Source organism: Actinopolyspora sp. BKK2, from assembly GCF_011291845.1.
Lineage (GTDB): Bacteria > Actinomycetota > Actinomycetes > Mycobacteriales > Pseudonocardiaceae > Actinopolyspora > Actinopolyspora saharensis.
Map to the genome: position 1 here is coordinate 145,187 of NZ_JAANTE010000002.1, position 23,291 is coordinate 168,477.

Consider the following 23,291-nt stretch of genomic DNA (forward strand, 5'->3'; position numbering starts at 1 on the left):
TGTGGTGGATAGGCTTCCGGTGTGACCGCAACATCCAGTTGGAAACCACGTCTGGTCGCGCTCGACGTGGACGGAACCGTGCTCGATCCGGACACGCAGACGATATCGGCGCCGGTGCGCGCCGCCGTGTCCCGCGTGGCCGCGCAGGCCCAGGTGGTCATCGCCACCGGCAGGAGCATGCTCGGCGCACTGCCCGTGCTCGACGAGCTGGGGATGGACTCGGGGGAGGCCCTGTGCTCCAACGGGGCCGTCCGGGTGGACGTCGCCACGGGCGAGGCCGTCTCGGTGGAGACCTTCGATCCGCAGCCCGTTCACGAGCGGTTGAACCTGCTGCTGCCGGGTGCGTTGTTCGCGGCCGAACAGCTCGGCAAGGGGAGTCTGGTCACCGAGCCGTTCCCCGCGGGGGAGCTGCACGGGCCCCAGTGGCCCAGCGGGGTCCCCGAACTGGTCGCCAAGCCCGTCCCCAGGCTCATCGCGAACTGGGCCGGGCACTCCCCGGCCGAGGTCTGGGGGAAGCTGGAGGGGGTGGAGCTGCCCGGCTGCATTTACACGATCGACCACTACGAACCGTGGGTGACGGTCGTCCCCGACGGAGTGACCAAGGCCGCTTCCCTGGAGAAGTTGCGGGTCGAGCTCGGGGTTGCCTCCGAGGACACGCTGGCGGTCGGTGACGGGGACAACGACATCCAGATGTTGAGCTGGGCCCGGCACGGGGTGGCCATGGGGCAGGCGCCCGCCACCGTGCGGTTGTCCGCCGACGAGGTGACCGGTGCGGTCGCCGAGGACGGTCTGGTCGGTGCGCTGGAGCGCTGGTTCCCGCTCGATTGATCTCCACCGGTGGTCCTTCCCCGGGACTCCGGGGAGGTCTTCGGGAAGGACTGGGACGTCCTGGGGGAGGAAGTACGACTTGAAGACTACTCGGTTTTAGACCGAAGGCTGACGCGCGCGCACCCGATCAGCGGGCAACCTGGGGTGTGGCATGGGCCGGAACTCGGATCGTTCGTTCCGGCCGTCACCGAGTCCTCCCAGGAGTGAAGATGATCGAGGCTGTGGGCCTCACCAAACGCTACGGTTCGACGGTCGCGGTGAACGATCTGTCGTTCACCGTCAAACCCGGCAAGGTGACCGGTTTTCTCGGTCCGAACGGCGCGGGCAAGTCGACCACCATGCGCATGATGCTCGGACTGGACCAGCCGACGGCGGGCAAGGTCCTCTTCGACGGCAAGCGCTACACCGAGCTGACGAATCCGCTGCGCACGGTCGGCGCCCTGGTGGATGCGAAGTGGGTTCACCCGAATCGTTCGGCGTACGCGCACCTGAAGTGGATGGCGCGGTCCAACGAGATCCCCGTGAAGCGGGTGGACGAGGTGTTGGACACCGTCGGGCTCACCGAAGTGGCGCGCCGCAGGGCGGGCAGCTTCTCGCTCGGCATGTCCCAGCGCCTCGGGATCGCGACGGCCCTGCTCGGCGACCCGGACATCCTGATGTTCGACGAGCCGGTGAACGGTTTGGACCCGGAGGGCATCAACTGGATTCGCCGGTTCATGCAGCGGCTGGCCGCGGAGGGACGCACCGTTCTGGTCTCCAGTCATCTGCTCTCCGAGATGGCCCAGACGGCCGAGGAACTGGTGGTGGTCGGCCGCGGAAGGCTGATCACCCAGTGCACCACCGAGGAGTTCGTGAACAGCACCAGCAGCTCCTCGGTCAAGGTCCGCGCTCCCCGGGCGGAACAGCTCCGCGAGGTGCTGACCGCGCAGGGGATGGCGGTGGCTCCCCCGGACTCCCGGGAGCCCGACAGCCTGGTCGTCTCCGAGTCGAGCACCGAGCAGATCGGCGAGCTCGCCGCGGAGCACGGTTTCGTGCTGCACGAGCTGTCCGCCCAGCGCGGTTCGCTCGAGGACGCGTTCATGCAGATGACCGGGCAGGACGTGGAGTACCGCACCGGTGAACCGGAATCCGCTCTCCCCGGGAACGGGTCGCTCGCGACGGCCGAGAAGTGAAGCCGAGCTGAGCCGGTGGCCGGTCGCCACCGGTGTTGACCTCCTCGATCCACAGTCCACACGTGTGCGGCGACGGCGGTTCTGATTCACTCAGCGAACTGCTGGCCCGCACCTTTTCAACGGGATTCTCCTATGACATTGATCTCAGTCGAACGCATGAAGCTCTTCTCCACCCGGTCCCCGTGGTGGTGCATCGTCACGGCACTGGTGCTGACCATCGGGTTCGCCGCGATGTTCGCCTCCCAGATGCAGGAAATGGTTCCGATGAGCGTCGGGATGACCCAGCAGGGGGCCCAGTTCGGTCTCATCGTGGTCATGGTGATGGCGACGTTGGCCGTGACCACCGAGTACCGGTTCGGAACCATCCGGGCGACCTTCCAGGCGATGCCCAACAGGGTGGCCGTCATGCTGGCCAAGACCTCCGTGGTCGCGGTGCTGGCCTTCCTGATCGGCGAGCTGGCCGCCTTCGGCTCGTGGGCCGCGGGGTGGCTGCTCACCTCGGACCAGGCTCTGGTGCTGGACACGGCGACGGAATGGCGACAGGTCGCCGGAGTGGGACTGGTCTTCGCGGGGGCCGCGATCTTCGCCCTTTCCGTGGGTGCGCTGGTGCGCCAGACGGCCGGTGCGGTGACGCTGGTGATGATCTGGGTGCTGTTGGCCGAGTCGTTGATCCAGCTGCTGCCCACCATCGGGGACGACATCTACGAGTGGTTGCCGTTCGCCGCGGCCTTCAGGTTCATGCGCGGGGGAGGGGGCTCCACTGTGGGCCAGCCCGTCTCCGAGATGCCGATCGGACCGTGGGCCTCCCTGGTCTACTTCCTCGCCATCGCGGTGGTGCTGCTCGTGGTGGCGTTGGTCACGGTTCGCAAGCGTGACGCATGAGCACCACCGTCTGTTTTTCCTCCCTTCGGGTGAGCGATATCCGAAAATCGATCTGTTCATCATCAGGCAGTTGCTTGAGCAGAGATGACACTCATCCATCCGGGTGAGTTATTCATGCGAAGGGGAATCAAAGCCCCTCGTGTGATTTCACGCTGTTACCCATCCCGGGGGAGAGACTGCTCACCCCTGCCGATAAGATCACCGCAGTTGGTCCGATAGGGACCGCTGTAGGCCTAACGATCCGCTGTGCACTCTGTCGGGGTGAGTTCTAGCACAACCGGATCGACCGGCTGTACGGGCGCTTCGGGGGTGCCTAACGGTCGGGACGGGGGAGGGCCAGGGCTGTCATTCGGGGGACGGCCCTGGCCCTGATCACTTCCGGTGGGGTCGCGTCACCACGCGGCCCCGCTTTCCACGGCTGCCTTCTTCGACTGCCTTCCACGGCTGTCTCCCGCGCCCGGTCCTCGCGAGCTTGCGAGCTTTTACTCCGGACTTCGAGCGCACGCAACTCGACGAGCACTGTGCGAGCTGCTTCGATTACGGTTCGATTGATTCTGCGCTACTATCGATGGCCCCCGTACGTGAGCACGGGGTCACGATTCGAGAGGGTGTGTTGACCCCTCGTGTTCGTGGTAATTCGTAAAGTGAGCGGTGCGATCCCGAACCAACGCCGTTTCCGGGGCGCATCCCCTGGGGGTGCTTGCCGCGAGTGCCTATCCGACCCCTCTCGCGGTGCTCGCGGAGGAAGGTGAGTTGTGGTTCTTTCGAGTGAGTTTTCGTCGCATGAGCAAAAAGCGGAGACGAACGGGGACGAGGAAAACGATGTACGGCTGATCCCGATACCTCGTCTGGAGTGGTCCCTGGCCACCGAGCCGGTCCCCTCCGCGGAGGAGGCCACCTCTCCCGCATCGGTGCGGTGCGGCTGGGTGCACACCGCACCGGAGGGGCACGTGCTCGAACTGTTCCGCCGGCTCGACGGTTCGGCGGGGCGGCTGCCGGTCCCGTGGTGGTTGCGTGCCCTGGAACGGGGTGAGATCGCCACGCGGGCGGAGGGTTTCGAGTTCGAGGACGCAGTGCACTCACTGCTGAGCAAGCGGCGGGGGTGGATCTTCGTCCCCTGGTCGACGGCGGGTGAGATAGGTTACTGGGAGTACACTCCTTCCGACCGGCCTCCGATGACCGTCCCGACCACCGTCACGTTGACGGACCAGCACCCCGGCTGGCTCAACATCCTCCCCGCCCAGGTGGACAGCGGTAGAACGATCCCGGTTCCCGAACCGGGGCTCGACGGACTGTCCGAGCTCCTCCCGCGCATCGAGTCCTGGTGATCCGGTACGGACGGCGAGTTCGACCGGGTTGTGCGAAGGGCGCGTGAAAGCCCGACAGCACTGGTCGAACTCGGGAACCGGAGTCGAGTTTGCGATACTGACCTCCCGTGAGTGCTTCCGACCAGCAGGTTCCCCAGCGGCGCACGGTTGTCAGCTACGTGCGGCGCGGTGAGCGGATGACAGCCGGGCAGCAACGTGCCTGGGACCGGTATTGGGCGGAGTTCGGCCGTGACATCTCCGAACTCCCCGAAGGGTCACTGGACACGACCGGTTGGTTCGGCCGCTCCGCGCCGTTGGTTCTGGAGATCGGCTCCGGGATGGGGGAGACGACAGCGGAACTGGCCGCGGCCCGACCGGATCTCGACCACCTGGCGGTCGAGGTGTACAAGCCTGGGCTGGCGCAGCTGCTGCTGCGTGCCGAGAAAATGGGAATCGACAATCTCCGCCTGCTGCGCGGTGACGCGACCGTGTTGCTGCGCGAGCACGTGGCGCCGGGGTCACTGGCTGAGGTGCGGATCTTCTTCCCGGACCCCTGGCCCAAGAAGCGTCACCACAAGCGGCGGCTGATACAGCCCGAGTTCGTCGAACTGGTGGCCTCGAGGCTGCGGGAAGGGGGAGTGCTGCACCTGGCGACCGACTGGCAGGACTACGCCGAGCAGATGATGGAGGTCTGCACCGCCCGGCCCGAGCTGCGCAACAGCTACGCCGATCATCCTGGTGGCTGGGCGCCGCGTCCGGAGTGGCGACCGGTCACCAAGTTCGAGGAACGTGCTCATTCCGAGGGGCGAGCGGTGCACGATCTGATATTCGAACGTCACTGACGTCGTCTCCCGTGCCCGATCTCTTCCGAGAACCGGGATCGGGAAGTCTCGTGGACGGGATCGGTCTGCCCGGAGTGCGGATGGGACGCCTTCCGGTCGTGGTCTCTCGCTGGGGACAGGCGTAGCGAGTGGCCTCACTCGCCTCAGCGGCTCTGGAACGCTTCCCAGATGTCGGGCAGGGCCGAGCTGAGTGCCATCAGCACCAGTACCGTTAAAGCCACGGCCGTTCCCAGAACGGTCAGTACGGTCGTAAGCACGTGCGGCTCCTTTCGTAGTGCCGTTTTCGCGGTGCCGTAAGTGCGTGGACGGGGCTGCGCGTACGAGGCTGCGCGGGCCGCGGTACGAGCTTGCCGCGCGGAGTCGGGCGGTCGTCGTTTTCCTGAACTGCCGCACCGAGCTTGGCCTCTCCGAGGCGTGGGACGCATCGGCCATGTGGTTGTCAAAATCGGCCGATCGGACAACAGTTCTCAGCCGGGCTCGCAGGACCGGTTCACGCGGGTGATTCCGCAGCGGATTAGCTGGTCAGCACGGGTGTCATCCGGTTGCTCTCCGGGGTGGTCAGGGGCGAGCAGCGCGCGGACGCACCCGACGGTGCGCTACTAGAGTGCGCCCGGTGCGCTATCAGACGGATTCCGACACCGCGGGCTCGCCCACGCTGCGGGAGCGACTACCGGGCTGCGCGCGTCGTTGCGCCGACGCCGTCCGCAGTCAGTGGATCTTCGCCGCGCTGCTGGGGATCACCTGGTGCGGTGAGGTGTTGCTCGTCCTCGCGCGGGGCAGCGCGGTTGGACTTGGACTCGCCGTGCCCACGGTGCTGTTGCTGCTCGCCCTGGCGGCCCCGCGCCGTCCCGCTGCCTGCGGGGTGCTCGGGGCCGGTTTTCTGGTGCTGGCCACCGCGCTGACCAGGTTCGCGGGCATCGAATCGGGGCCGGGCATTCTGCGCGGGGTCTCGTTTACCGAGAACTTCGCGGGGATGCTGCTCGTGCTCCACGCCTTCCGGGCGCTGTCCAGGATCAAGGCCGCCTCGGTGACCGCGTGCCTGGTAGCGGCGTGCCTGCTCGCGGTCTTCGCCCGCTCACCCCTCGGAGTGCTCCCCCACGGCCCGCAGGGCGGCATCTTCGATCTCTCGCTGTCCCGCGTGCTCGAGGTCGGGGGACTGCAGCTGGTGCTCGCGGTGGGCACGGGGCTCTACCTGCGTGGAAGCCGGCGACCGACCACGCAGCACCCCACGGCGGTTCTGCTGCGCAAGCACTGGCCGGTGATCGCCGTGCTGTCCGTGCTGCTGTTCTACCAGCTGTTCAACGACGGGTTCGGCGTGCAGCCGTTCGACAGGGTGTTCCTGTTCACCAGCAGTGCGATCATGGCGGTGCTGGCCGTGTTCGCCCCGCTGCGACCGCTGCAGGCCGCCCTGTTCGGCGCCGCCACCCTGTTTCTCACCGTGGCCGCGACCGTGCTGCTCAGGATCGAGGGCTCGACCTACCTGCTCGGTCCCCTGCCACCGGGCACCGTCGCCTCCGGGATGTTGCTGGTCGCCTTCGCGGTGCGCCTCCGCCCGCTGCGGGAGGCGGCCGCGGCCACGGCCGCGCTGACTTCGGCCGCCGTCGCGGGCGTGTTCCTCATGCCGCGGAATCTGCACGGGTACGGCACCATGCCTCCGACTGCGCTGTTCCAGCCGCTGTTCCTCGGCGGTGTGCTGCTGGTGCTGTCGGTGGGCACGGGGATGTACTTCCGCGCCCGCGACGAGGAGCGGGCCCGGGGAGTGAGCGCCGCCGTGGCCGAGGCGCAGCACGCCGAGCGGATGGCGCTGGCCCGCGAGCTGCACGACGTGGTCGCCCACCACGTCACCGGGATCGTGGTGCAGGCCCAGGCAGGCTTCACGGTCGCCGAGCGGAATCCGCGGGCGGCACGCGAGTCGCTGGAGCGGATCTCGGCCAGCGGCACCGAGGCGCTCACCGCGATGAGGCGGCTGGTGGGCAGCATGCGCGATGGCGAGGCTTCGGCCTCCGGGGAGATAGCCAGCACCGACCTGCGGGCGGACCTGCGCGAACTGCTCGAGCACCACGGAACGGGGGAGGCGGGAGCCGAGACGCGGCTCGACGTGGTGCTGGACACCGAGGTGCCGCAGGAAGTGGCCCGCTCGGCCCTCCGGCTGGTGCAGGAGTCGATCACCAACTCCGACAAGCACGGCCACGACGTGTCGGTGATCGACGTCACCGTGCACACCGTCTCCCGGGAGCTGCTTGTCCGGGTGGAGGACGACGGTTCGTCCGGTGGTGGGAGTCCAGCGGGTGGATCCGGGGGATACGGTCTCGTCGGCATGCGGGAGCGCATCGAGCTGCTCGGCGGCACGTTGACCGCGGGGCCCGCTCCGCGGGGCGGTTGGCAGGTCGAGGCCCGGCTGCCGTTGACAGACTCGGACGCGGGGAAAGGACGGGCATGATTCGGGTCCTGATAGCCGATGACCAGGAAATGGTGCGTGCCGGTTTCCGCATGATCCTGGACGGCGAGGAGGACATCGAGGTCGTCGGCGACGTCGGAAACGGGGACGACGCCCTCCGGCTCGCGCGGGAGCTGCGCCCGGACGTGTGCCTGATGGACATCCGGATGCCGGGCACCGACGGGTTGGAGGCCACCCGCAGGCTGGCCGGGCCCGGGGTGAGCGATCCGGTGCGGGTCGTGGTCGTGACGACCTTCGACCTCGACGAGTACGTCGCCAGCGCGCTCGCCAACGGGGCCAGCGGTTTCCTGCTCAAGGACGCCGGCCCCGCGCTGCTGGTCGAGGCCGTTCACGCGGCGGAGCGCGGCGACGCGATGGTCTCGCCCCAGATCACCGTCCGGTTGCTCAAGCACTTCAACGGAGGGGCCGCTTCCGGGGTAGCGCGCGAGTCGGACCGGCCGAGCGAGGAGCTCACCGAGCGGGAGCGGGACGTGGTCCGCGAAGTCGCCAACGGACTGACCAACACCGAGGTCAGCGGGCGGTTGTACATGTCGCTGTCCACGGTGAAGTCCCACCTGGCCGCGGTGCAGGGCAAGATCGGTGCGCGCAATCGCGTCGAGACCGCAGCCTGGGCGTGGCGGACCGGTCTGATGGCCGAGTGATCCCGCTGCCGGAGCGGCTCGGTCCCGGGCGGGGAGCGGCGCGTGCTCGCCGGGGCGGAGGTGGACCGGTGACGGGCTCGGCCGCGAGGACGAGTTCCCCGCCGCGTTTTCCGGCCGATAGTAGGAGTTCACCCGGCCGATGAGCCGAGGTGCGGCGAGCTCCGCCGGGAGCATGCTGAGGTCATGGCACAACAGCTGTCCATCGGACCTTCACTTTCGAGCGATGCGGTGCAGGAGCGGCTCCTGCGCCCCGCGGCCTCCTCGCTCCGGAGCGCGCGGGCTGCGCGCTCGAGGGCGTGGTTGAGCTGGGACAACATCGTTTGCGTACTGCTCGTCGTCGGCGTGCTCACCGCGGGAGTGGCGATGTTCCAGGCGATGAACACGATCGGTCCGTGAACCGTGAGAATGTCGGTATGCCGATCGCTCGACGCCTACGTGCTCCCCTGGTACTTCCCTGTGATCCGCAGTGCTCGGTGCTGCGCGACGCCGTCGTGGACATCGACGAACGGGGGCGGATCGCCCACTGCGGCTCGCGCGCGCAAGCCCCCGAGGTCGGCTCGGACACGGTGGTGCTGGACTGCGCGGGCATGTTGTTGCCCGGCCTGGTCAACGCGCACGCGCACAGCCCGATGACGCTGCTGCGGGGGATGGGTGGGGACCTGCCGCTGCTCAGGTGGCTGCGCGAGGTGGTTTGGCCCGCGGAGTCGGAGCTCACCCCGGAGGACATCCGGGCGGGGATGAGGCTCGGAAGTCTGGAAATGCTGCGCTCGGGGGTCACCACGAGCAGCGAGATGTACTTCTCCGGGGAGTCGGTCGCCGAGGCTGTGCTCGAAGTCGGTTCGCGCGCCGTGATCGCTCCGGCGGTGATCGCGGCTCCCGATCTGGGCGAGCTGGGTGGTTGGCGGCGGATGGTCGCCGACATCAGCAGCTGGATCGACGCGGACGGGCTGCGGTTCGGTCCGGGGGAGCGGATAGAGCTGGCCTACGGCCCCCATTCCGCCTACACCCTGCCACCGGAAGCCCTGCGCGCGATCGGGGAGCAGGCCCGCGAACGCGGCGCTCTCGTGCACACCCATGTGGCCGAGACGGCCGAGGAGGACGTGGAACAACGCCGCGCCTACGGGTCAGTGCCCAGGATGCTTGCCGAACTGGGCGTGCTGGACGGAAGGGTGCTGGCCGCCCACGGAGTGCACCTGGACGAGGAGGACGTCCGCGTCCTGGCCGAGAGCGGTGCCGGTGTGGCGCACTGCCCCGGCTCCAACGCGAAGCTGGCCTCCGGAACGGCCGGGCTCACCGAACTGCTCGAAGCCGGTGTGCCGGTGGGGCTCGGTACCGACGGGCCGTCCAGCAACGACGACCTCGACCTGTGGGAGGAGATCCAGCTCGCGGGGATGTTCGCCAGGTTGCGCACGGGGGACGCCACCGCGCTCGGTTCGGCTGCCGCGTTGTTGGCCGCGACGCGCGGTGGGGCCCGAGCTCTGCACCGGGACGACATCGGTGCGCTGGAGAGCGGGCGCTGGGCCGATGTGGTGCACGTGGACACGGACAATCCGGCCTTCGTGTGCGGCGTGGACACCACGGACGAGCGGATTCTGTCCAATCTGGTCTGGGCAGCGGGGGCGGAGTGCGTCCGCGACGTGTGGGTGGCCGGCGAGCCGGTGCTGCGGGACGGGGAGCCCACCACCGTCGAGCGGGCCGAGGTGCAGGAGACCGCGCGCTCGGCCGCCAAACGGATCGAAGGTTGACCGAGGCCGCTGCTGACCAGCGGCCCAACGCTGCCAGGGCGCCGATTCACGTGTCGGCTGGCCGAGCACGTACGCGGAGATCCGCGGTGCGGGGACTCAGTCGTTCGGACGCAGCACGATCTCCGTCATGTGGGCGTCCGAACCGGCCCGGACCGTGGACACGACGGAGTCGGCCACCGACTCCGGCCGCAGGTAGCGCTCCGGTTCGAAGGAACCGCCCTCGGACTCGCGCACCTCGCGCTGCATGTCGGTGGCCACGCGTCCGGGGAACACGGAGGTGACTCGGAGCCCGTTGGCGGATTCCTCACCGCGCAGCACGTCGGCGTAGGCCCGCAGGGCGAACTTGCTGGCCGCGTAGGAACCCCAGTTCGGCTTCGCGGTCAGGCCCGCGCCCGAGTTGATCAGCACGACGTGCCCGGAGGCGGCACGCAGTGCGGGAAGCAGGGTTCTGGTCAACTCGGTGACCGCGAAGAGGTTCAACTCGAAGGTGCGCCGCCACGAGTCCACGCCCGCTTCGGAAACGGAGCCGATCTCGACCATTCCCGCGCTGTGCACCAGCACGTCGAGGTGGTCGATGCCCGCGGCCGCCTCGGCGATTCCGTCGTAGTCGGTGAGCTCGGCAGGCCACGGCCGGGAACCGGGGATGTCCTGCGCCATCTTGTGCAGCGCCTGTTCGTCCCGGCCACCGAGCAGTACGTCGTGCGTGTCGGACAAGGAGCGTGCCACTGCCGCGCCCACTCCGCGCGAAGCGCCCGTGACCAGTGCTGTCGGTCGTGAAGTCATCATCGATACAGTAGCGCTCGCCACGACGGAACGGCCGCGTCCCCCGGCGGTGACGTGCGAGGTTCCGGGGATGCCCGGCAGGTCGCGGGGACCGGACCCCCGGGGGCGGGGACTGCGGGAGTCCCCGCCCCCCGGTAGCTATGGGAGCTACGGGAGCCGGGCCACGCGACCTGCCTGCGCCGGTGTCAGCGCTTGCCGATCTCCCCGACGTGGTGCCCGTCGGTGCGCCAGACGGCCACCATCGAGGGGCGGGGGTGCGCCCGGCCGCCGTCCGGCCAGTGCGAACCGGGGTTCTCCGCTCCGGAACCGTTCTCACCGGGGTGCTGGACGCAGACGGTCACGAGTTCGTCGGTGATGATCGGCCCGCACGTCTCGGCACCGCTGGGCACGGTGAGGAACTGCTTGACGTGTCCCCGCGCGGGACCGTCCACGGGGACCGCGAACAGGCCGTCGTGCGAGCCGAGCCCGTTGCCGTCGGTGGCGATCCACAGGTTCCCGTGCCGGTCGAAGGCCACGTTGTCCGGGCACGAGATGGGGCTGACCTGGTCCTTGTCGAACCCTCCGAAGTAGGTGTCGCCCTGCTGCGGGTCACCGCAGACCAGCAGCAGCCGCCACGCCATCTTCGTCGCGGTGGGGTCGTCGAACTTCTCGGCGAGTTCCAGCACGTGGCCGTGCTTGTTCTCCGCACGCGGGTTGGGCTCGTCGGCGGGAGCGTGCTCCGGTGTCCCCCGGTTGGAGTTGTTGGTCAGGGCGCCGTAGACCCGCCCGTTGACCGGGTTGGGCTCGATGTCCTCCGGCCGATCCATCTTCGTCGGTGCGACCTCGTCGGCCGCGAGCCTGGTGAAGACGTAGACCTCCTCGGCCGTGAAGCCGGGCACGTGCGAGGTGTCGCCGGTGGCCAGCGGGAGCCACTCGCCCGCGCCGTCGAACTCGCCGTCGGAGGGCAGCTCGCCGCTGCCGTCGATCTCGGACTCGGGGCTGTTGCCCGAGAACCTGGCCACGTAGAGCGTGCCCTCGTCCAGCAGCGACATGTTGTGCCGCCGGGCGTGGGAGCTGCGCCCGTTCTTCACCCTGCCGCTGGAGACGAACTTGTAGATGTACTCGAACCGCTCGTCGTCACCCATGTAGACGACCACGTGGCCGTCTTCGGCGACGCGGACGGTCGCTCCCTCGTGCTTGAACCGCCCGAGCGCGGTGTGCTTGACCGGTGTGGAGTTCGGGTCGTTGGGGTCGATCTCGACGACCCAGCCGAACCGGTTCGTCTCGTTCGGCTCGGCGCTGGCGTCCCAGCGCTGGTCGAAGCGCTCCCACTTGCGGGTGCTGGACCCCGTGTTGATCCCGTAGCGCTGCATCCGCTGCTTGGCGACCGGGTCGTTGACCTGGTCGGCGTGGGCGAAGTACTGGTGGAAGTTCTCCTCGCCGGAGAGGATCGTCCCCCAGGGGGTGACGCCGCCCGCGCAGTTGGCGATGGTTCCGGCGATGCTGGTCCCCTCCGGATCGGCGGAGGTGCGCAGCAGTTCGCTTCCGGCGGCGGGGCCGCGGGCGGCGAATTCGGTGTTGGCCGTGATGCGCCTGCTGTGCCAGCCGGGGAGCGGGACGAGTCCGCCCCGAGCGGGGTCACGCTTGACCTGCACGACCGTCAGCCCGTGCGCGGCCCAGGCGATCCGGACCTGCTCCTCGGTCGGGTTCTGCGGGTCGTAGCCGCTGAACATGTAGGTTTCGCTGGTGTACTCGTGGTTGACCACCAGCAGGCTGTGGATGCCCGCGTTGTCCAGCGGGACCAGCCCGGCGAAGTCGTTGTTGTAACCGAACTGGGCCCGCTGGGCGGCCTCGCTCTGGTTGTCGAAGTCGAACTCGGGGGCTCCGGGCAGCACCGGGTCGCCCCAGCGGATGACGACTTCCTGGTCGTAGCCCTCCGGGATGACCACCCCGTCCCGGGTGTTCGGGGGGACCGGGTCGAAGTCGATGCCCGCGGGGGCGGGGGTGTGGCCGTGCTTCTTCCCACGTGCCGCGGCCGGGATTCCGGTGGCTGCCGTCACCCCGGCGGTCAGGGACAGCACCGCTCCGGCCCGCAGGACACCGCGTCTGTCGAGAGCGCGCCGGACGATGTCACCGAAGTACGTGTTGGCCGAGGTGTTCGGCGCGTCGTGGGCGCAGGCGTTGCCGCAGCGGTATTCGCAGGTGGTCGCCGAGCGACTTGCGGTGTGGTGCGTGGCCAGCGGCAGCGGGATCATGCGCTGGTCGGCTGAGTTGGTGGACATCTCCTGCCTTTCCACGGCATCGATCGGGAACGAATCGAGGCTATGTGGATCAGGCGATGTCGCGACTTCTTGGAGGTGAACGGCGAGCGAATTCGTTACTCGTGGTCGGCAACGAATCATTCGCACGGATGAGCTCCTGCTGTTTTGCCGGGCGAGCGGAAGCAGGATCGAACACCGAGAGTGATTGCGTTGCCGCGGCCCGAAGGGGCGCAGCGAGCTCGCTCGCGCCCCTTTTCGAACCAGGACCCGTGCGGGGGACGTTTCGGATCCGGCCGGTTCCGGGCGTGTCGAGGGTGCTGCGCGGTCCGGCCCGGAGTCAGAACTCCTCGCCCACGACAGCGGCTTCCTGCGGCACCTTGTGCGGATCGGTCCGGCCGGAGCGCAGCCCGACGGCGAGCAGGCCCGCGGCCACCAGGCAGGCGACTGCGCCCACGGCGAACGGCGCCTGCTGCCAGCCGAACCAGGTCGCGATGTGGCTGACCAGCGTCGCTGCCAGCGCGCCGCCCAGCCAGCGGCAGAAGTTGTATCCCGCGCTGGCCACGGGGCGGGGTGCCTTGCTCACGCTCATGGCGCTTCCGGTGAACAGCGTGTTGAGCAGTCCCGAGGCCAGCCCGCTCACCACGATGGCCGCGATGAGCACCGCCTTGTTGTCGATGGTCATGATCGCCATCAGGGCGGCGTACATGAGCACGGCCAGCACCGTTCCCCCGAGCTCGCCGAGCCGGTTGGCCAGCCGCGGGGCCAGGGTCACGCCCGCCACGGCCACGCAGATCCCCCAGCCGAAGAACACCAGCCCGACGGCTATGGCGCCGAACTCGAGCACGAAGGGGGACCAGGCGAGCACGGTGAAGAACGCCGCGGTGTACAGCGCGGAGCCGATCGAGGTGCGCAGCAGCGCTCCGTGGCGCAGGGCGCGCAGCGGGTCCAGCAGCTTGACCGGGTCCTTGCTCCTCCCGCCGTCGGAGGGCAGGAAGCCCACGGCGAGGATGAGCGCGATGGCCATCAGCACCGCGGTCCCGGCGAAGGGACCGCGCCAGGACAGGTGTCCGAGCAGCGCCCCGAGCAGCGGTCCCGTGGACAGGCCGATGCCCAGCGCCGCCTCGTAGAGCAGGATCGCGGCCTGCTGACCGCCGCTGGCCGCCCCGACGATCACCGAGAGGGCCGTGGCGATGAACAGGGCGTTGCCGAGCCCCCAGACCGCGCGCAGCGCCACGAGCTGCACGACGGAACCGGCCAGGGCGCAGGCCAGCGTGGCGAGCACGATCAGCACCAGCCCGGTGACCACGGTTCGCTTCGCCCCGAAGCGGGCGCTGAAGGCACCCGTGACCAGCATGGCCAGCACCTGGACGCCGAGGTAGGAGGAGAACAGCAGCGTCACCTGCTCGGGCCCGGCGTCGAGCGCTTCCGCGATGGAGCGCAGGATCGGGTCGACCAGGCCGATGCCCATGAAGGCGATCACGGCGGCGAAGGCTGTGATCCAGACCGCTTTGGGTTGTCCCTTGAAGACTTCGAGCAACCGGACGTCTGATGACGCGCTCATCGGCGACGTGCTCCTCGACTAGACAAAAGTATTTCGTTTGAAATGCTAACTTTCTGGGGGTTTCGCGGCCAGTCGGTTTGAGCAAGCTCACCGGGGATCCCGTGGTGGTGGCCCCTCCGGTGCGCGCGAAATAGCATCGGACCGTGGCAGTCAGTAGCGGAGAACCGCGCGCGATCCTTTTCGACCTCGACGGCGTGCTCGCCGACTCCGAGCACCTCTGGGACCGGATCCGCCGCGAGGTCACCCACGAGTTCGGCGGGCGATGGGCCGAGGGCGCGACCGAGGCCATGATGGGGATGAGCACCCCGGAGTGGTCCGAGTACCTGGTCACGGAGCTGGGAGTGCAGCTGTCCCCGGAACGGGTCGCCGAAACGGTCATCGACCGGATGAGCCGGCGCTACGAAACCGAGCCCCCGGTGATCCCCGGAGCGGCGGAAACGGTCCGCGAGGTCGGCGGGCGGTTCCCCACGGCGATCGCGAGTTCCGCCCCGCCGCGCATAATCCGAGCCTTCCTCGACGCGACCGAGCTGGGCGACGTGGTGCGCCACACCGTCTCCAGCGAGCAGACGCGAGCAGGCAAACCCGCCCCGGACGTCTACCTGCGTGCGGCCGAGGGGCTGGAGGTGCCCGCGGAGGAGTGCGTGGCGGTGGAGGACTCGAGCAACGGGCTGCGCGCCGCGGCGGCCTCCGGGGCCACCGTCGTCGCCGTCCCGAACCCGCACTTCCCGCCCGCGGAGGACGCCCTGGAACTCGCCGCGGCCAGGTTGGCGGGGATCGGGGAACTTCCCCGCGCCCTCGCCGAGCTGTCCGAGAGCTAGCTCGGGGCGGAACCCCGTCCGACCGGGGCGGGGCCGTCACTGGTTCGGAGCTTCGCCGTTTCGGCGGTGCTGCGGGACGCCTCGAGCGGCGCCCCCCCCCCCCCGGGCGTTGTTCGGGGAGTCGAGGATGCGGGACCCTGGTGTGGTGCGCGTCCGAGAAGCAGTGGCCGATGACTGGCCCGCGATCTGGAAGTTCCTGCGTCACGTCGTCTCGGCCGGGGAGACCTTCTGCTGGCCGCGCGACATCGCCGAACCGGCGGCCCGCGCCTCCTGGATGCGGCAGTCGCCCGGGCGCACCTTCGTCGCCGTCGACGAGCGGGGGACCGTGCTGGGCACCGCGGAAACGCACCCGAACAACGCGGGGCCCGGGGCGCACGTGGCCAACGCCGGGTTCATGGTCGACCCGGAGCACGCGGGCAAGGGGGTCGGACGCGCGCTCGGCGAGCACGTACTGGAGCAGGCGCGTTCCGACGGCTACCGCGCGATGCAGTTCAACGCGGTGGTGGAGACCAACACCGGTGCCGTCGAGCTGTGGCTGTCCCTGGGCTTCGAGATACTGACCACCGTTCCCGAGGCCTTCGAGCACCCGGAGAAGGGGCTCGTCGGGCTGCACATCATGCACCGCGGGCTCTGAAGCGGGCGACTTCCGGGCAGGTCGCCTCCCGGCCGGTCCGCCCCCGTGCGGCAGCCGACGGGTCCCGCACCGCCGAGCGCTACTCCTGGGCCATGTCCACGAAACGGCTGTAGTGCAGCTGGTGGGCGACCGTGACCGTCTCGGTGGGGCCGGCACGGTGCTTGGCCAGGATCAGATCGGCCTCGCCCATGCGGGGGTCGTCGCGTTCGAAGGCGTCCGGGCGGTGAATCAGGATCACCACGTCGGCGTCCTGCTCCAGGCTGCCCGACTCGCGCAGGTCCGACAGCTGGGGACGCCGGTCGTTGCGCTGCTCGGGACCACGGTTGAGCTGGGAGATCGCCACCACCGGCACTTCGAGCTCCTTGGCCAGCAGCTTGAGGTTCCTGGAGAACTCGGAGACCTCCTGCTGGCGGGACTCGACGCGCTTGCCCGAGGTCATCAGCTGCATGTAGTCGACCACGATCAGGCTGATGTCGTTGCGCTGCTTGAGCCGCCGGGCCTTGGCCCGGATCTCCATCATCGTCAGGTTCGGCGAGTCGTCGATGAACAGCGGCGCCTCGTTGATCTCGCTCATGCGCCGCGCCAGCCGCGTCCAGTCCTCGTCGGTCATCCGCCCGCCGCGCATGTCACCGAGCCGGATGCGGGCCTCGGCCGAGAGCATCCGCATCACGATCTCGGTGCGCCCCATCTCCAGCGAGAAGATGACGCTGGCCGCGCCGCCCTTGATGGAGGCGGCGCGGGCGAAGTCCAGTCCCAGGGTCGAGTTGTGGGTGGGCAGGAAGGAGCGGCTGGCCAGGTAGAGCCGATCGGAGGAGTCCACCTCGACGCAGCGCACCGGAACGCTGCGGGTGGCGCGGACGGCGACGACGTGCCTGGTCGACGATCCCGCCGCGCGGTTCAGCTTGTGCTGCTCGACCTTCTCGGGAAGCCGGAACACCTGGTCCTGCCCGCTGTCGAAGACGAGCAGGGTGGTCGGTGCCGTCTCCCCCGCCGTGGAGTCCACTGTGGCCGTGCACGGGTACCCCAGGGTGAGCACCAGCTCGCGCACCCGCACGGAGAGGGACTCGCGCACCCGCAGCCGCACCCGTCCGTCCTCGCCCACGTCGCCCGCGGCGTCGGCGAGCCCGGCCAGCAGGTCGCGGCGCTGCCGTTGGCTGGCGCGGAGGTACTCGACGGGAACCTCCGGTTGCCGCCGGGCGCCCAGCTCGGCGAGCTCGGCGGCGGTGTCCTCGTCGACGACGGGACGCTCACCGGCGCTGTCGACCCCCTCCGGTTCGAGGTCGGCCAGCACCTCGGCGGGAACTCCCGCGAGTTCGCCGGTCTCCGGATCGCCCGCGGCCAGCCACACGCCCAGCGAGTAGGGCGGAACGGGCAGATCGCGCTGCTCCAGCTCGAGAGCGGCGTGCTCGGGCAGCTCCCCGCGCTGCTCGTCGTGCAGCATCGCCGTGGTGCGCACGTTGCCGTCGCGCAGGGTCCACTGGTGCTGGGCGTCGGCCACGACGGTGGTCCCGTCCGAGAACTCGATCTCGTAGCAGGTGTGCCCGTTCATGACCTCGGTGGCGTTGACGACCCGCACCGGGGCGCCGTTCGCACCGAGCAGCTCGTCCCCGACGGAGACCGCCCCCATGGTGGTCCAACCGTCCGGTGTGGGCAGTGGGGTGTCCAGGGCCAGCGCCTTGCCGACGCCGGGTCGTGCCGCGACGATCACCATCTGCCCGGGGTGCAGTCCGTTGGTCACGCCGTCGAGGTCGACGAAGCCGGTGGGCAGCCCCTGCGACTCCCCGCCGCGCGAGGCGATGGCGTCGATCTCGTCCATCGTGGGCTGCAGCAGGTCTTCCAGGGCCGCGTAGTCCTCGGAGGTGCGGCTTTCGGTCACGTCGTAGATGGCGGCCTGCGCCCGGTCCACGACCTCCTCGATGGCGGCGCCCTCGGCGCCGTTGTAGCCGTACTGGACGACCCTGGTCCCGGCCTCCACGAGCCTGCGGAGTATCGCCTTCTCGGAGACGATCTCGGCGTAGTAGTTGGCGTTGGCCGCCGTGGGCACCGTCTGGATCAGCGTGTGCAGGTACGGCGCGCCGCCCACGCGCCCCAGCTCGCCGCGTCGTTCCAGCTCCGCCGAGACGGTGATGGGGTCGGCGGGTTCGCCGCGTCCGTACAGGTCGAGGACGCAGTCGTATATCGCGTGGTGGGCAGGACGGTAGAAGTCCTGCGGACGGAGCATCTCGATGACGTTGGCGATGGCGTCCTTGCTCAGCATCATCCCGCCGAGCACGGACTGCTCGGCGGCGACGTCCTGCGGGGGCTGGCGGTCGACGCTTCCGTCCGGTCCGGAACCGGCCTTGCCGTTGGAGGACGGATCGGCTCCGCGTTCGTCGGACAACGACACGGGTTACTGCCACCTCCTGGACGCAGAGCTGCGAGCTGTAGTCCGGCCATACTCGCCACCCGCGTCCGTCGAGGCAACGACCGACATCGGACTCGTTCGAGCGGGTGGTCGTGACGAAGTCACCGGTTCCGGTGAGGTCGCGCTGGGCGCACGGGCGGGGCCGCCGCACGCGCGTGCTCGGGCGGCCCTCGCGCGGACGGCCGCCCCCACGAACAGCTTGTGGACAAATTTTGTCCCCTGTGGAAACCGCGTCGACCTGAAGACGCGCGCTGTGGACAAGTTGGGGAAAACTTGACCGTCACAGGAAGCAATCCCAGGTAAGCGCCTGTGGATAGCTTGTGGACAGCTCATGGGGACAACTGTTCGTCCACCGGTGTCCCGGACCTGTCGGTCCGAACGACGGAGCAGTGGAACCGCCCCGCCACGACGGAAATCAACACCGCCGCGAGCGCGAGCGGCTTCTCGAGTGGTTCCGCGCGGTGGGCGAACGCGGCGCACACCGCGCGGAACTCACTGGCGAAGTCAGCTGCCCGCCGGGTTGACCTCGACGTACATCGAGGCGTAGACGTCCGGGTGCAGCCGGACACCGACGGCCATCTTGCCGAGCGACTTCACGTTGCCCTTCAGCTCGATGGAACGCTTGTCCAGGCTGGGGCCGCCGGCCTGGCGGACGGCGGAAGTCACGTCGGACTCGGTGATCGAGCCGAACAGCTTGCCCTTCTTGGAGACCTTCTTGGACAGCTGCACCATCCCCATGTTCTGCAGCTGCTGCTGAAGCTCCCTGGCGTGCTCCAGATCGCGAACGCGGCGGTTCTCCTGGGAGCGGCGGATCGACTCGACCTGCTTCTCCGCGCCCTTGGTGGCCACGATGGCCATGCCCTGCGGCAGCAGGTAGTTGCGGGCGTAGCCGTCACGTACCTCGACGGAGTCACCCGAGGCGCCGAGACCGCTCACGTCCGAGGTCAGGATGATCTTCACGGCGTGTCTCCTTTCAAAGCCGAACCGAGGTCAAACCCCGGCCCCGTAAACGACCGAAGCGGAAGTGCACCGAGCAGTCGGTGAGCAGTCGGTCGGTGTTGTCGTGCGGATACCGCGGACGCCGGACCGGGGCGACGAGCCCGCGCCCGACCGGCCCGGAGCGGGCCGGAGCGCGTTCCGCGCGCGAATTCCCGGGGCCGTGGTCGGAAGTCTCGGTTTACCGGGCGGTCGAGGTGTACGGCAGCAGCGCCATCTCGCGGGCGTTCTTGACCGCGATGGCGACATCCCGCTGGTGCTGGCTGCAGTTACCCGTCACACGACGCGCGCGGATCTTGCCGCGGTCGGAGATGTACTTGCGCAGCAGCGTGGTGTCCTTGTAGTCGATGCTCAGGACGTTCTGGTCGTCGCAGAAGGCGCAGACCTTCTTCTTCGGCTTGCGCACGGGCGCCTTGGCCATGTGCTTGCTCCTTTGAAGAGAGCGAGAACTCCGTAGAGGGCTTTCGTTCGGCCGCGACACCGGTGTCGTTTCCGTGCACCGGTCGCGGCCGGGCATTCGCGGAACGGTATGGCCACACCCCGGACGGAAGAACCGCCGGACCGTGGTGTTCCACCCTGGCTAGAAGGGCGGTTCGTCGCTGAAACCGCTACCCGAACCGGCCGGTGGAGCGGAGCTCCAGGGGTCGTCCCCGCCGAATCCGCCGGATCCACCGGAACCGCCTCCCGAACCACTGCCGCGGCTGATCTTGTTGACCTTGGCCGTGGCGTAGCGCAGCGAGGGGCCGACCTCGTCGACCTCCATCTCGACGACGGTGCGCTTCTCGCCCTCCTTCGTCTCGAAGGAGCGCTGGCGCAACCGCCCCTGCACCACCACGCGCATTCCGCGTGCGAGGGTCTCGGCGACGTTCTCCGCGGCCTGTCGCCAGATGTTGCAGCGCAGGAACAGCGCCTCGCCGTCCTTCCACTCGCCCGCCTGGCGATCGTAGAACCGCGGCGTCGAGGCGACGGTGAAGTTCGCCACCGCGGCGCCGGAGGGCGTGAAGCGCAGTTCCGGGTCGGCCGTCAGGTTGCCGACCACCGTGGTTACCGTTTCACCGGCCATCGCCTGGAAACTCCGTCTCTGTGCTGCGGTCGGGCATCATTGCCGGTCGCCTTCGAAGCGGATCAGGCGGAGGTGCCGACCGCGCTCTGGGCCTGCTGCTGGGCCGCCTTGGCGGCCTTGGCGCTGGCCCGGGCGAGGCGGGCTTCCTTGCGCGGCTGGACGATCTTGCGCAGCATCTTGGTGCGCAGCACGTTCTCGCTGATGTTGAGCTGCCTGTCGAGCTCGTTCACGGTCGAGGACTCGCAGTTCAGGTCCAGCACAACGTAGATGCCCTCGGCACGCTTGTTGATTTCGTAGGCGAGCCTGCGACGGCCCCAGACATCCATCTTCTCGATGCTGCCGCCGTCGTTACGGACGACCTTGAGGTAATTCTCCAGGGACGAGGACACGTTGCGCTCGTCCAGACTCGGGTCAAGAATGATCATGACCTCGTAATGACGCATGAAGACCACTCACCTCCTGTGGACTCACGGCCACGGACTCTCCGTGGCAGGAGGGTCGCCGCGTGGGCGAGCCGGACCAGTCTAGCAACCCGGTGGAAAACTCCGGTGACCTGGGTGTTGTTTCGCCCCGCCCCGGGTGGTGCGCACTCGAGGGCGGCAGCTCGGTCAGGTTCGGCGCAGCACCCAAGTCCTGATGAGCGCCGAGGTCACCCCGGCCAGCGAGATCGCGGCGAGCAACACCGGCAGGGCCACCCTCTTGCCCGTCTCGGAAGGCAGTGCTTCGGCGCTGCCCGCCTCACGCACGCGGTCCTGCTGGTCGTGCTTCTCGTCGCTTCGCAGATCACCCGTCTCGGCTCTTCCGCCGGGAGCCTCCCCGAACCGGGTGTCCGACCACGGCGGTAACGACCCCGGGACATAAGCGTAGTCCGAGGGGTTCACGTGCTCGGCGGGCCCTGGGGGGTGGTTCGGAGTGGTGCCGCCCGGTGTCGAGTCGTCCGTCCGCGGAGCAGGCGAGCTCGACCGCTGCTGCCCGGAGGGCTGCTCTCCGGAACGCCCGTCCCCGGAGCGTTCCTCTCCGGAGGGGGCGTCGGTTTCGGTGGGTTCCGGAGCCGAGGACGGCGGGGGCTCGGACGGTGAGGTGGAGGGCTGCGAGGTGCCCGGCTGCTCCTGCCCGGGCACGGAAACCCCGCCGAGGCAGCCCACGGCCGCGAGATTGCCCACGTGGAAGTTCATCGCCTCGCCCGCGTCCCCCACCGCGGGGAGCGCGGTGACCTCGGGGGCGAGCGCCTCGGCCAGGTCGCGACCGGAGAACTCCTGCTCCTGCCCGGTGACGGAGCCGAGCTCGACCGGCTCCGACTCGAGGAACTGCTTCCTGATCCGCTCGGCGCGTTCGAACTGGAACGGGAAGACGAGCAGCGCGGCCTGCTCGACCTTCGCGTCGAGCGCGGTCGGTGCGGCCACGATTCGCTGCCCGGGGGCGTCGCTGCTCACGTCCTCGGTGCAGGTGCCGATCGCGACGGGACTCGACGACGCCTCGGCCGCTCCCGCAGCGGCGAGGCCGCCTGCGAGCAGCACCGCGCTCACCACGGGGAGCGCGGCGCCGCGCAGTCCTGCGGCCGGTCCGCGGGAACGGTGGCTCGCCGCGCGTTCGCGGTCGTGTTCGCTGCTCATACACGCACCCCTGCAGAGCTTTTCCGGTTCGGTCGTGCCGGCTCGGCGGAGCGGAAACCTCCCGCGACTCGAGACGAAGTCCTGACGAAGCCGTTGCCCGGACCAACGCGCGAGTTGCCGTGCGGTGACGCGGCGGGACGGTGTCGTTACCGGTTGGTGATCGGATTTCCGCGCCGGGCACGGTCCGGCACGCTCCCGCCGGGCGAGCCTCCCGCCGCCGAAGCGGGGCGGCGACGCCGGGGTGATCCGGCGACCACGCGCGGCGGCTCCCAGGCGCACTCTAGACTCGGGCCCATGCAGATCGGGGCCCACGTCCGCGACGAGGATCCGCTGGAGGCCGCGGCCGAGCGCGATGCCGATGTCGTGCAGTTCTTCCTCTCCGACCCGCAGGGCTGGAAGGCACCGCAACCACATCCGCAGGCCGAGCGCCTGAGGGAGTCCGAGCTGGAGGTGTTCGTCCACTCGCCGTACGTCATCAACGTCGCCTCGCTGAACAACCGCGTGCGGATACCCTCCCGCAAGGCGGTGGTGCAGCAGGCGCGGGCCGCCGCCGAGGTCGGTGCGTCCGGGGTGGTGGTCCACGGTGGACACGTCACCAAGAACGACGATCCGGCCGAGGGCGTCGCGAACTGGCGCAAGGTGTTCGAGCGCCAGGAGGCGGAGGGCGGCTTCGAGGTCCCGGTGCTGATCGAGAACACCGCCGGGGGTGCCAACGCCATGGCGCGCGGATTCGACGACCTGGCCAGGCTCTGGGACGCGGTCGGCGAGTTCGGGGCCGGCTTCTGCCTGGACACCTGCCACGCGCACGCCGCGGGCGAGGACCTGGTCGGGATCGTGGAGCGGGTACGTTCGATCACGGGACGGCTGGACCTGGTCCACCTCAACGACTCGCGGGACGAGTTCGGCTCCTGGCGCGACCGGCACACCAACATCGGCTCCGGAACTGTGGACCCGGAGGTGCTGCGCGAGGTGTGCTCCAGCGCCGGGGCGCCGGTGGTCGTGGAGACGCCCGCGGAGGGGCAGGCGGCCGATATCTCCTTCCTTCGGAGGTAGGAGGGTCGGCCGGTCGGTTTGCTTGGCGGTGCGGGTGGCGGAACCTCTCGCGGGCTCTCGCTCCGGGTGCCCGACATCGAGTAGCCACCTACACCACGTCGGGCCTTCCTCGCGAGAGCACCACGAGAGAACCCGCGGCGGTGCCGACTGCGTAGGCTCACAGCGCTCTCGTCGGCGTGGGGCTCTTGATCGGGAGCTCCTGTCCGGGGCGTTGGCGCGCTGGAGGGGAATTCTGCGCACTTCCGATGCAG

At 69.2% G+C, this 23,291-nt stretch carries 21 protein-coding genes; 12 read left to right on the forward strand and 9 right to left on the reverse strand.

Translation table 11 applies throughout. The features are described 5' to 3' along the window. Positions 1 to 21: 21 nt before the first annotated feature. From G9Q41_RS04455 to G9Q41_RS04495, 9 genes are all read left to right on the forward strand, one after another. A complete protein-coding gene (locus G9Q41_RS04455) occupies positions 22 to 828 on the forward strand; it encodes an HAD family hydrolase (protein WP_092525454.1) in 807 nt (268 codons plus the stop codon). 209 nt (positions 829 to 1,037) lie between these two features. Continuing rightward, on the forward strand, positions 1,038 to 2,000 hold the full coding sequence (locus G9Q41_RS04460; RefSeq protein WP_092525457.1) for an ABC transporter ATP-binding protein: 963 nt from the start codon (positions 1,038 to 1,040) through the stop codon (positions 1,998 to 2,000). Between the two features lie 132 nt (positions 2,001 to 2,132). Then, complete coding sequence (locus G9Q41_RS04465) at positions 2,133 to 2,882, forward strand: hypothetical protein (protein ID WP_165632013.1); 750 nt, start codon at positions 2,133 to 2,135, stop codon at positions 2,880 to 2,882. A gap of 755 nt (positions 2,883 to 3,637) precedes the next feature. Further along, the gene (locus G9Q41_RS04470; protein WP_347567470.1) at positions 3,638 to 4,210 is read left to right on the forward strand and encodes a hypothetical protein; all 573 of its coding nucleotides are present in this window, start codon (positions 3,638 to 3,640) and stop codon (positions 4,208 to 4,210) included. 107 nt (positions 4,211 to 4,317) lie between these two features. Continuing rightward, positions 4,318 to 5,031, forward strand: a complete 714-nt coding sequence (trmB, locus tag G9Q41_RS04475) for a tRNA (guanosine(46)-N7)-methyltransferase TrmB (RefSeq protein WP_165632012.1) — start codon at positions 4,318 to 4,320, stop codon at positions 5,029 to 5,031. Between the two features lie 613 nt (positions 5,032 to 5,644). Beyond that, on the forward strand, positions 5,645 to 7,471 hold the full coding sequence (locus tag G9Q41_RS04480; RefSeq protein WP_347567469.1) for a histidine kinase: 1,827 nt from the start codon (positions 5,645 to 5,647) through the stop codon (positions 7,469 to 7,471). After that, positions 7,468 to 8,130 (forward strand): response regulator transcription factor, encoded by a 663-nt coding sequence (locus G9Q41_RS04485; protein ID WP_165632010.1) that lies wholly within the window; start codon positions 7,468 to 7,470, stop codon positions 8,128 to 8,130. Before G9Q41_RS04480 ends, G9Q41_RS04485 begins: the two co-directional genes overlap by 4 nt. Positions 8,131 to 8,313: 183 nt before the next feature. Then, positions 8,314 to 8,526, forward strand: coding sequence for a hypothetical protein (locus G9Q41_RS04490; protein WP_165632009.1), 213 nt, complete (start codon positions 8,314 to 8,316; stop codon positions 8,524 to 8,526). 23 nt (positions 8,527 to 8,549) lie between these two features. After that, positions 8,550 to 9,875 (forward strand): amidohydrolase, encoded by a 1,326-nt coding sequence (locus tag G9Q41_RS04495; protein ID WP_165632132.1) that lies wholly within the window; start codon positions 8,550 to 8,552, stop codon positions 9,873 to 9,875. A 96-nt stretch (positions 9,876 to 9,971) separates the two neighbouring features. Here G9Q41_RS04495 and G9Q41_RS04500 read toward each other — a convergent pair whose 3' ends face one another. The 3 genes from G9Q41_RS04500 to G9Q41_RS04510 all read right to left on the reverse strand — a co-directional run bounded on the left by G9Q41_RS04500 (position 9,972) and on the right by G9Q41_RS04510 (position 14,459). Continuing rightward, the gene (locus tag G9Q41_RS04500; RefSeq protein ID WP_092527882.1) at positions 9,972 to 10,658 is read right to left on the reverse strand and encodes an SDR family oxidoreductase; all 687 of its coding nucleotides are present in this window, start codon (positions 10,656 to 10,658) and stop codon (positions 9,972 to 9,974) included. Between the two features lie 185 nt (positions 10,659 to 10,843). Beyond that, positions 10,844 to 12,919 carry a PhoX family phosphatase gene (locus G9Q41_RS04505; RefSeq protein WP_165632008.1) on the reverse strand — a complete coding sequence of 692 codons (2,076 nt, stop codon included), beginning with the start codon at positions 12,917 to 12,919 and terminating at the stop codon, positions 10,844 to 10,846. A gap of 316 nt (positions 12,920 to 13,235) precedes the next feature. Then, positions 13,236 to 14,459 carry an MFS transporter gene (locus G9Q41_RS04510; RefSeq protein WP_165632007.1) on the reverse strand — a complete coding sequence of 408 codons (1,224 nt, stop codon included), beginning with the start codon at positions 14,457 to 14,459 and terminating at the stop codon, positions 13,236 to 13,238. 143 nt (positions 14,460 to 14,602) lie between these two features. On the opposite strand from G9Q41_RS04510, the gene G9Q41_RS04515 reads away from it, so the two are divergent. After that, the gene (locus tag G9Q41_RS04515) at positions 14,603 to 15,277 is read left to right on the forward strand and encodes an HAD family phosphatase (RefSeq protein WP_165632006.1); all 675 of its coding nucleotides are present in this window, start codon (positions 14,603 to 14,605) and stop codon (positions 15,275 to 15,277) included. Positions 15,278 to 15,404: 127 nt separating this feature from the next. Next, complete coding sequence (locus G9Q41_RS04520) at positions 15,405 to 15,911, forward strand: GNAT family N-acetyltransferase (RefSeq protein WP_092527884.1); 507 nt, start codon at positions 15,405 to 15,407, stop codon at positions 15,909 to 15,911. Between the two features lie 79 nt (positions 15,912 to 15,990). Here the strand turns inward: G9Q41_RS04520 and dnaB are convergent, their stop codons facing one another. The 6 genes from dnaB to G9Q41_RS04550 all read right to left on the reverse strand — a co-directional run bounded on the left by dnaB (position 15,991) and on the right by G9Q41_RS04550 (position 21,987). Then, a complete protein-coding gene (dnaB, locus tag G9Q41_RS04525) occupies positions 15,991 to 18,297 on the reverse strand; it encodes a replicative DNA helicase (RefSeq protein ID WP_092525476.1) in 2,307 nt (768 codons plus the stop codon). A 522-nt stretch (positions 18,298 to 18,819) separates the two neighbouring features. Then, a complete protein-coding gene (gene rplI, locus G9Q41_RS04530) occupies positions 18,820 to 19,275 on the reverse strand; it encodes a 50S ribosomal protein L9 (protein ID WP_092525478.1) in 456 nt (151 codons plus the stop codon). Between the two features lie 217 nt (positions 19,276 to 19,492). Further along, positions 19,493 to 19,732 (reverse strand): 30S ribosomal protein S18, encoded by a 240-nt coding sequence (gene rpsR, locus G9Q41_RS04535; protein ID WP_017977085.1) that lies wholly within the window; start codon positions 19,730 to 19,732, stop codon positions 19,493 to 19,495. Between the two features lie 159 nt (positions 19,733 to 19,891). After that, complete coding sequence (locus tag G9Q41_RS04540) at positions 19,892 to 20,374, reverse strand: single-stranded DNA-binding protein (RefSeq protein ID WP_092525480.1); 483 nt, start codon at positions 20,372 to 20,374, stop codon at positions 19,892 to 19,894. Between the two features lie 62 nt (positions 20,375 to 20,436). Then, complete coding sequence (rpsF, locus tag G9Q41_RS04545) at positions 20,437 to 20,817, reverse strand: 30S ribosomal protein S6 (RefSeq protein ID WP_092527887.1); 381 nt, start codon at positions 20,815 to 20,817, stop codon at positions 20,437 to 20,439. Between the two features lie 165 nt (positions 20,818 to 20,982). After that, positions 20,983 to 21,987, reverse strand: a complete 1,005-nt coding sequence (locus G9Q41_RS04550) for a hypothetical protein (RefSeq protein ID WP_165632005.1) — start codon at positions 21,985 to 21,987, stop codon at positions 20,983 to 20,985. Positions 21,988 to 22,281: 294 nt separating this feature from the next. Between G9Q41_RS04550 and G9Q41_RS04555 the strand changes: the two genes are divergently transcribed. After that, positions 22,282 to 23,040 carry a deoxyribonuclease IV gene (locus G9Q41_RS04555; protein WP_165632004.1) on the forward strand — a complete coding sequence of 253 codons (759 nt, stop codon included), beginning with the start codon at positions 22,282 to 22,284 and terminating at the stop codon, positions 23,038 to 23,040. The last annotated feature ends 251 nt before the right edge of the window (positions 23,041 to 23,291 follow it).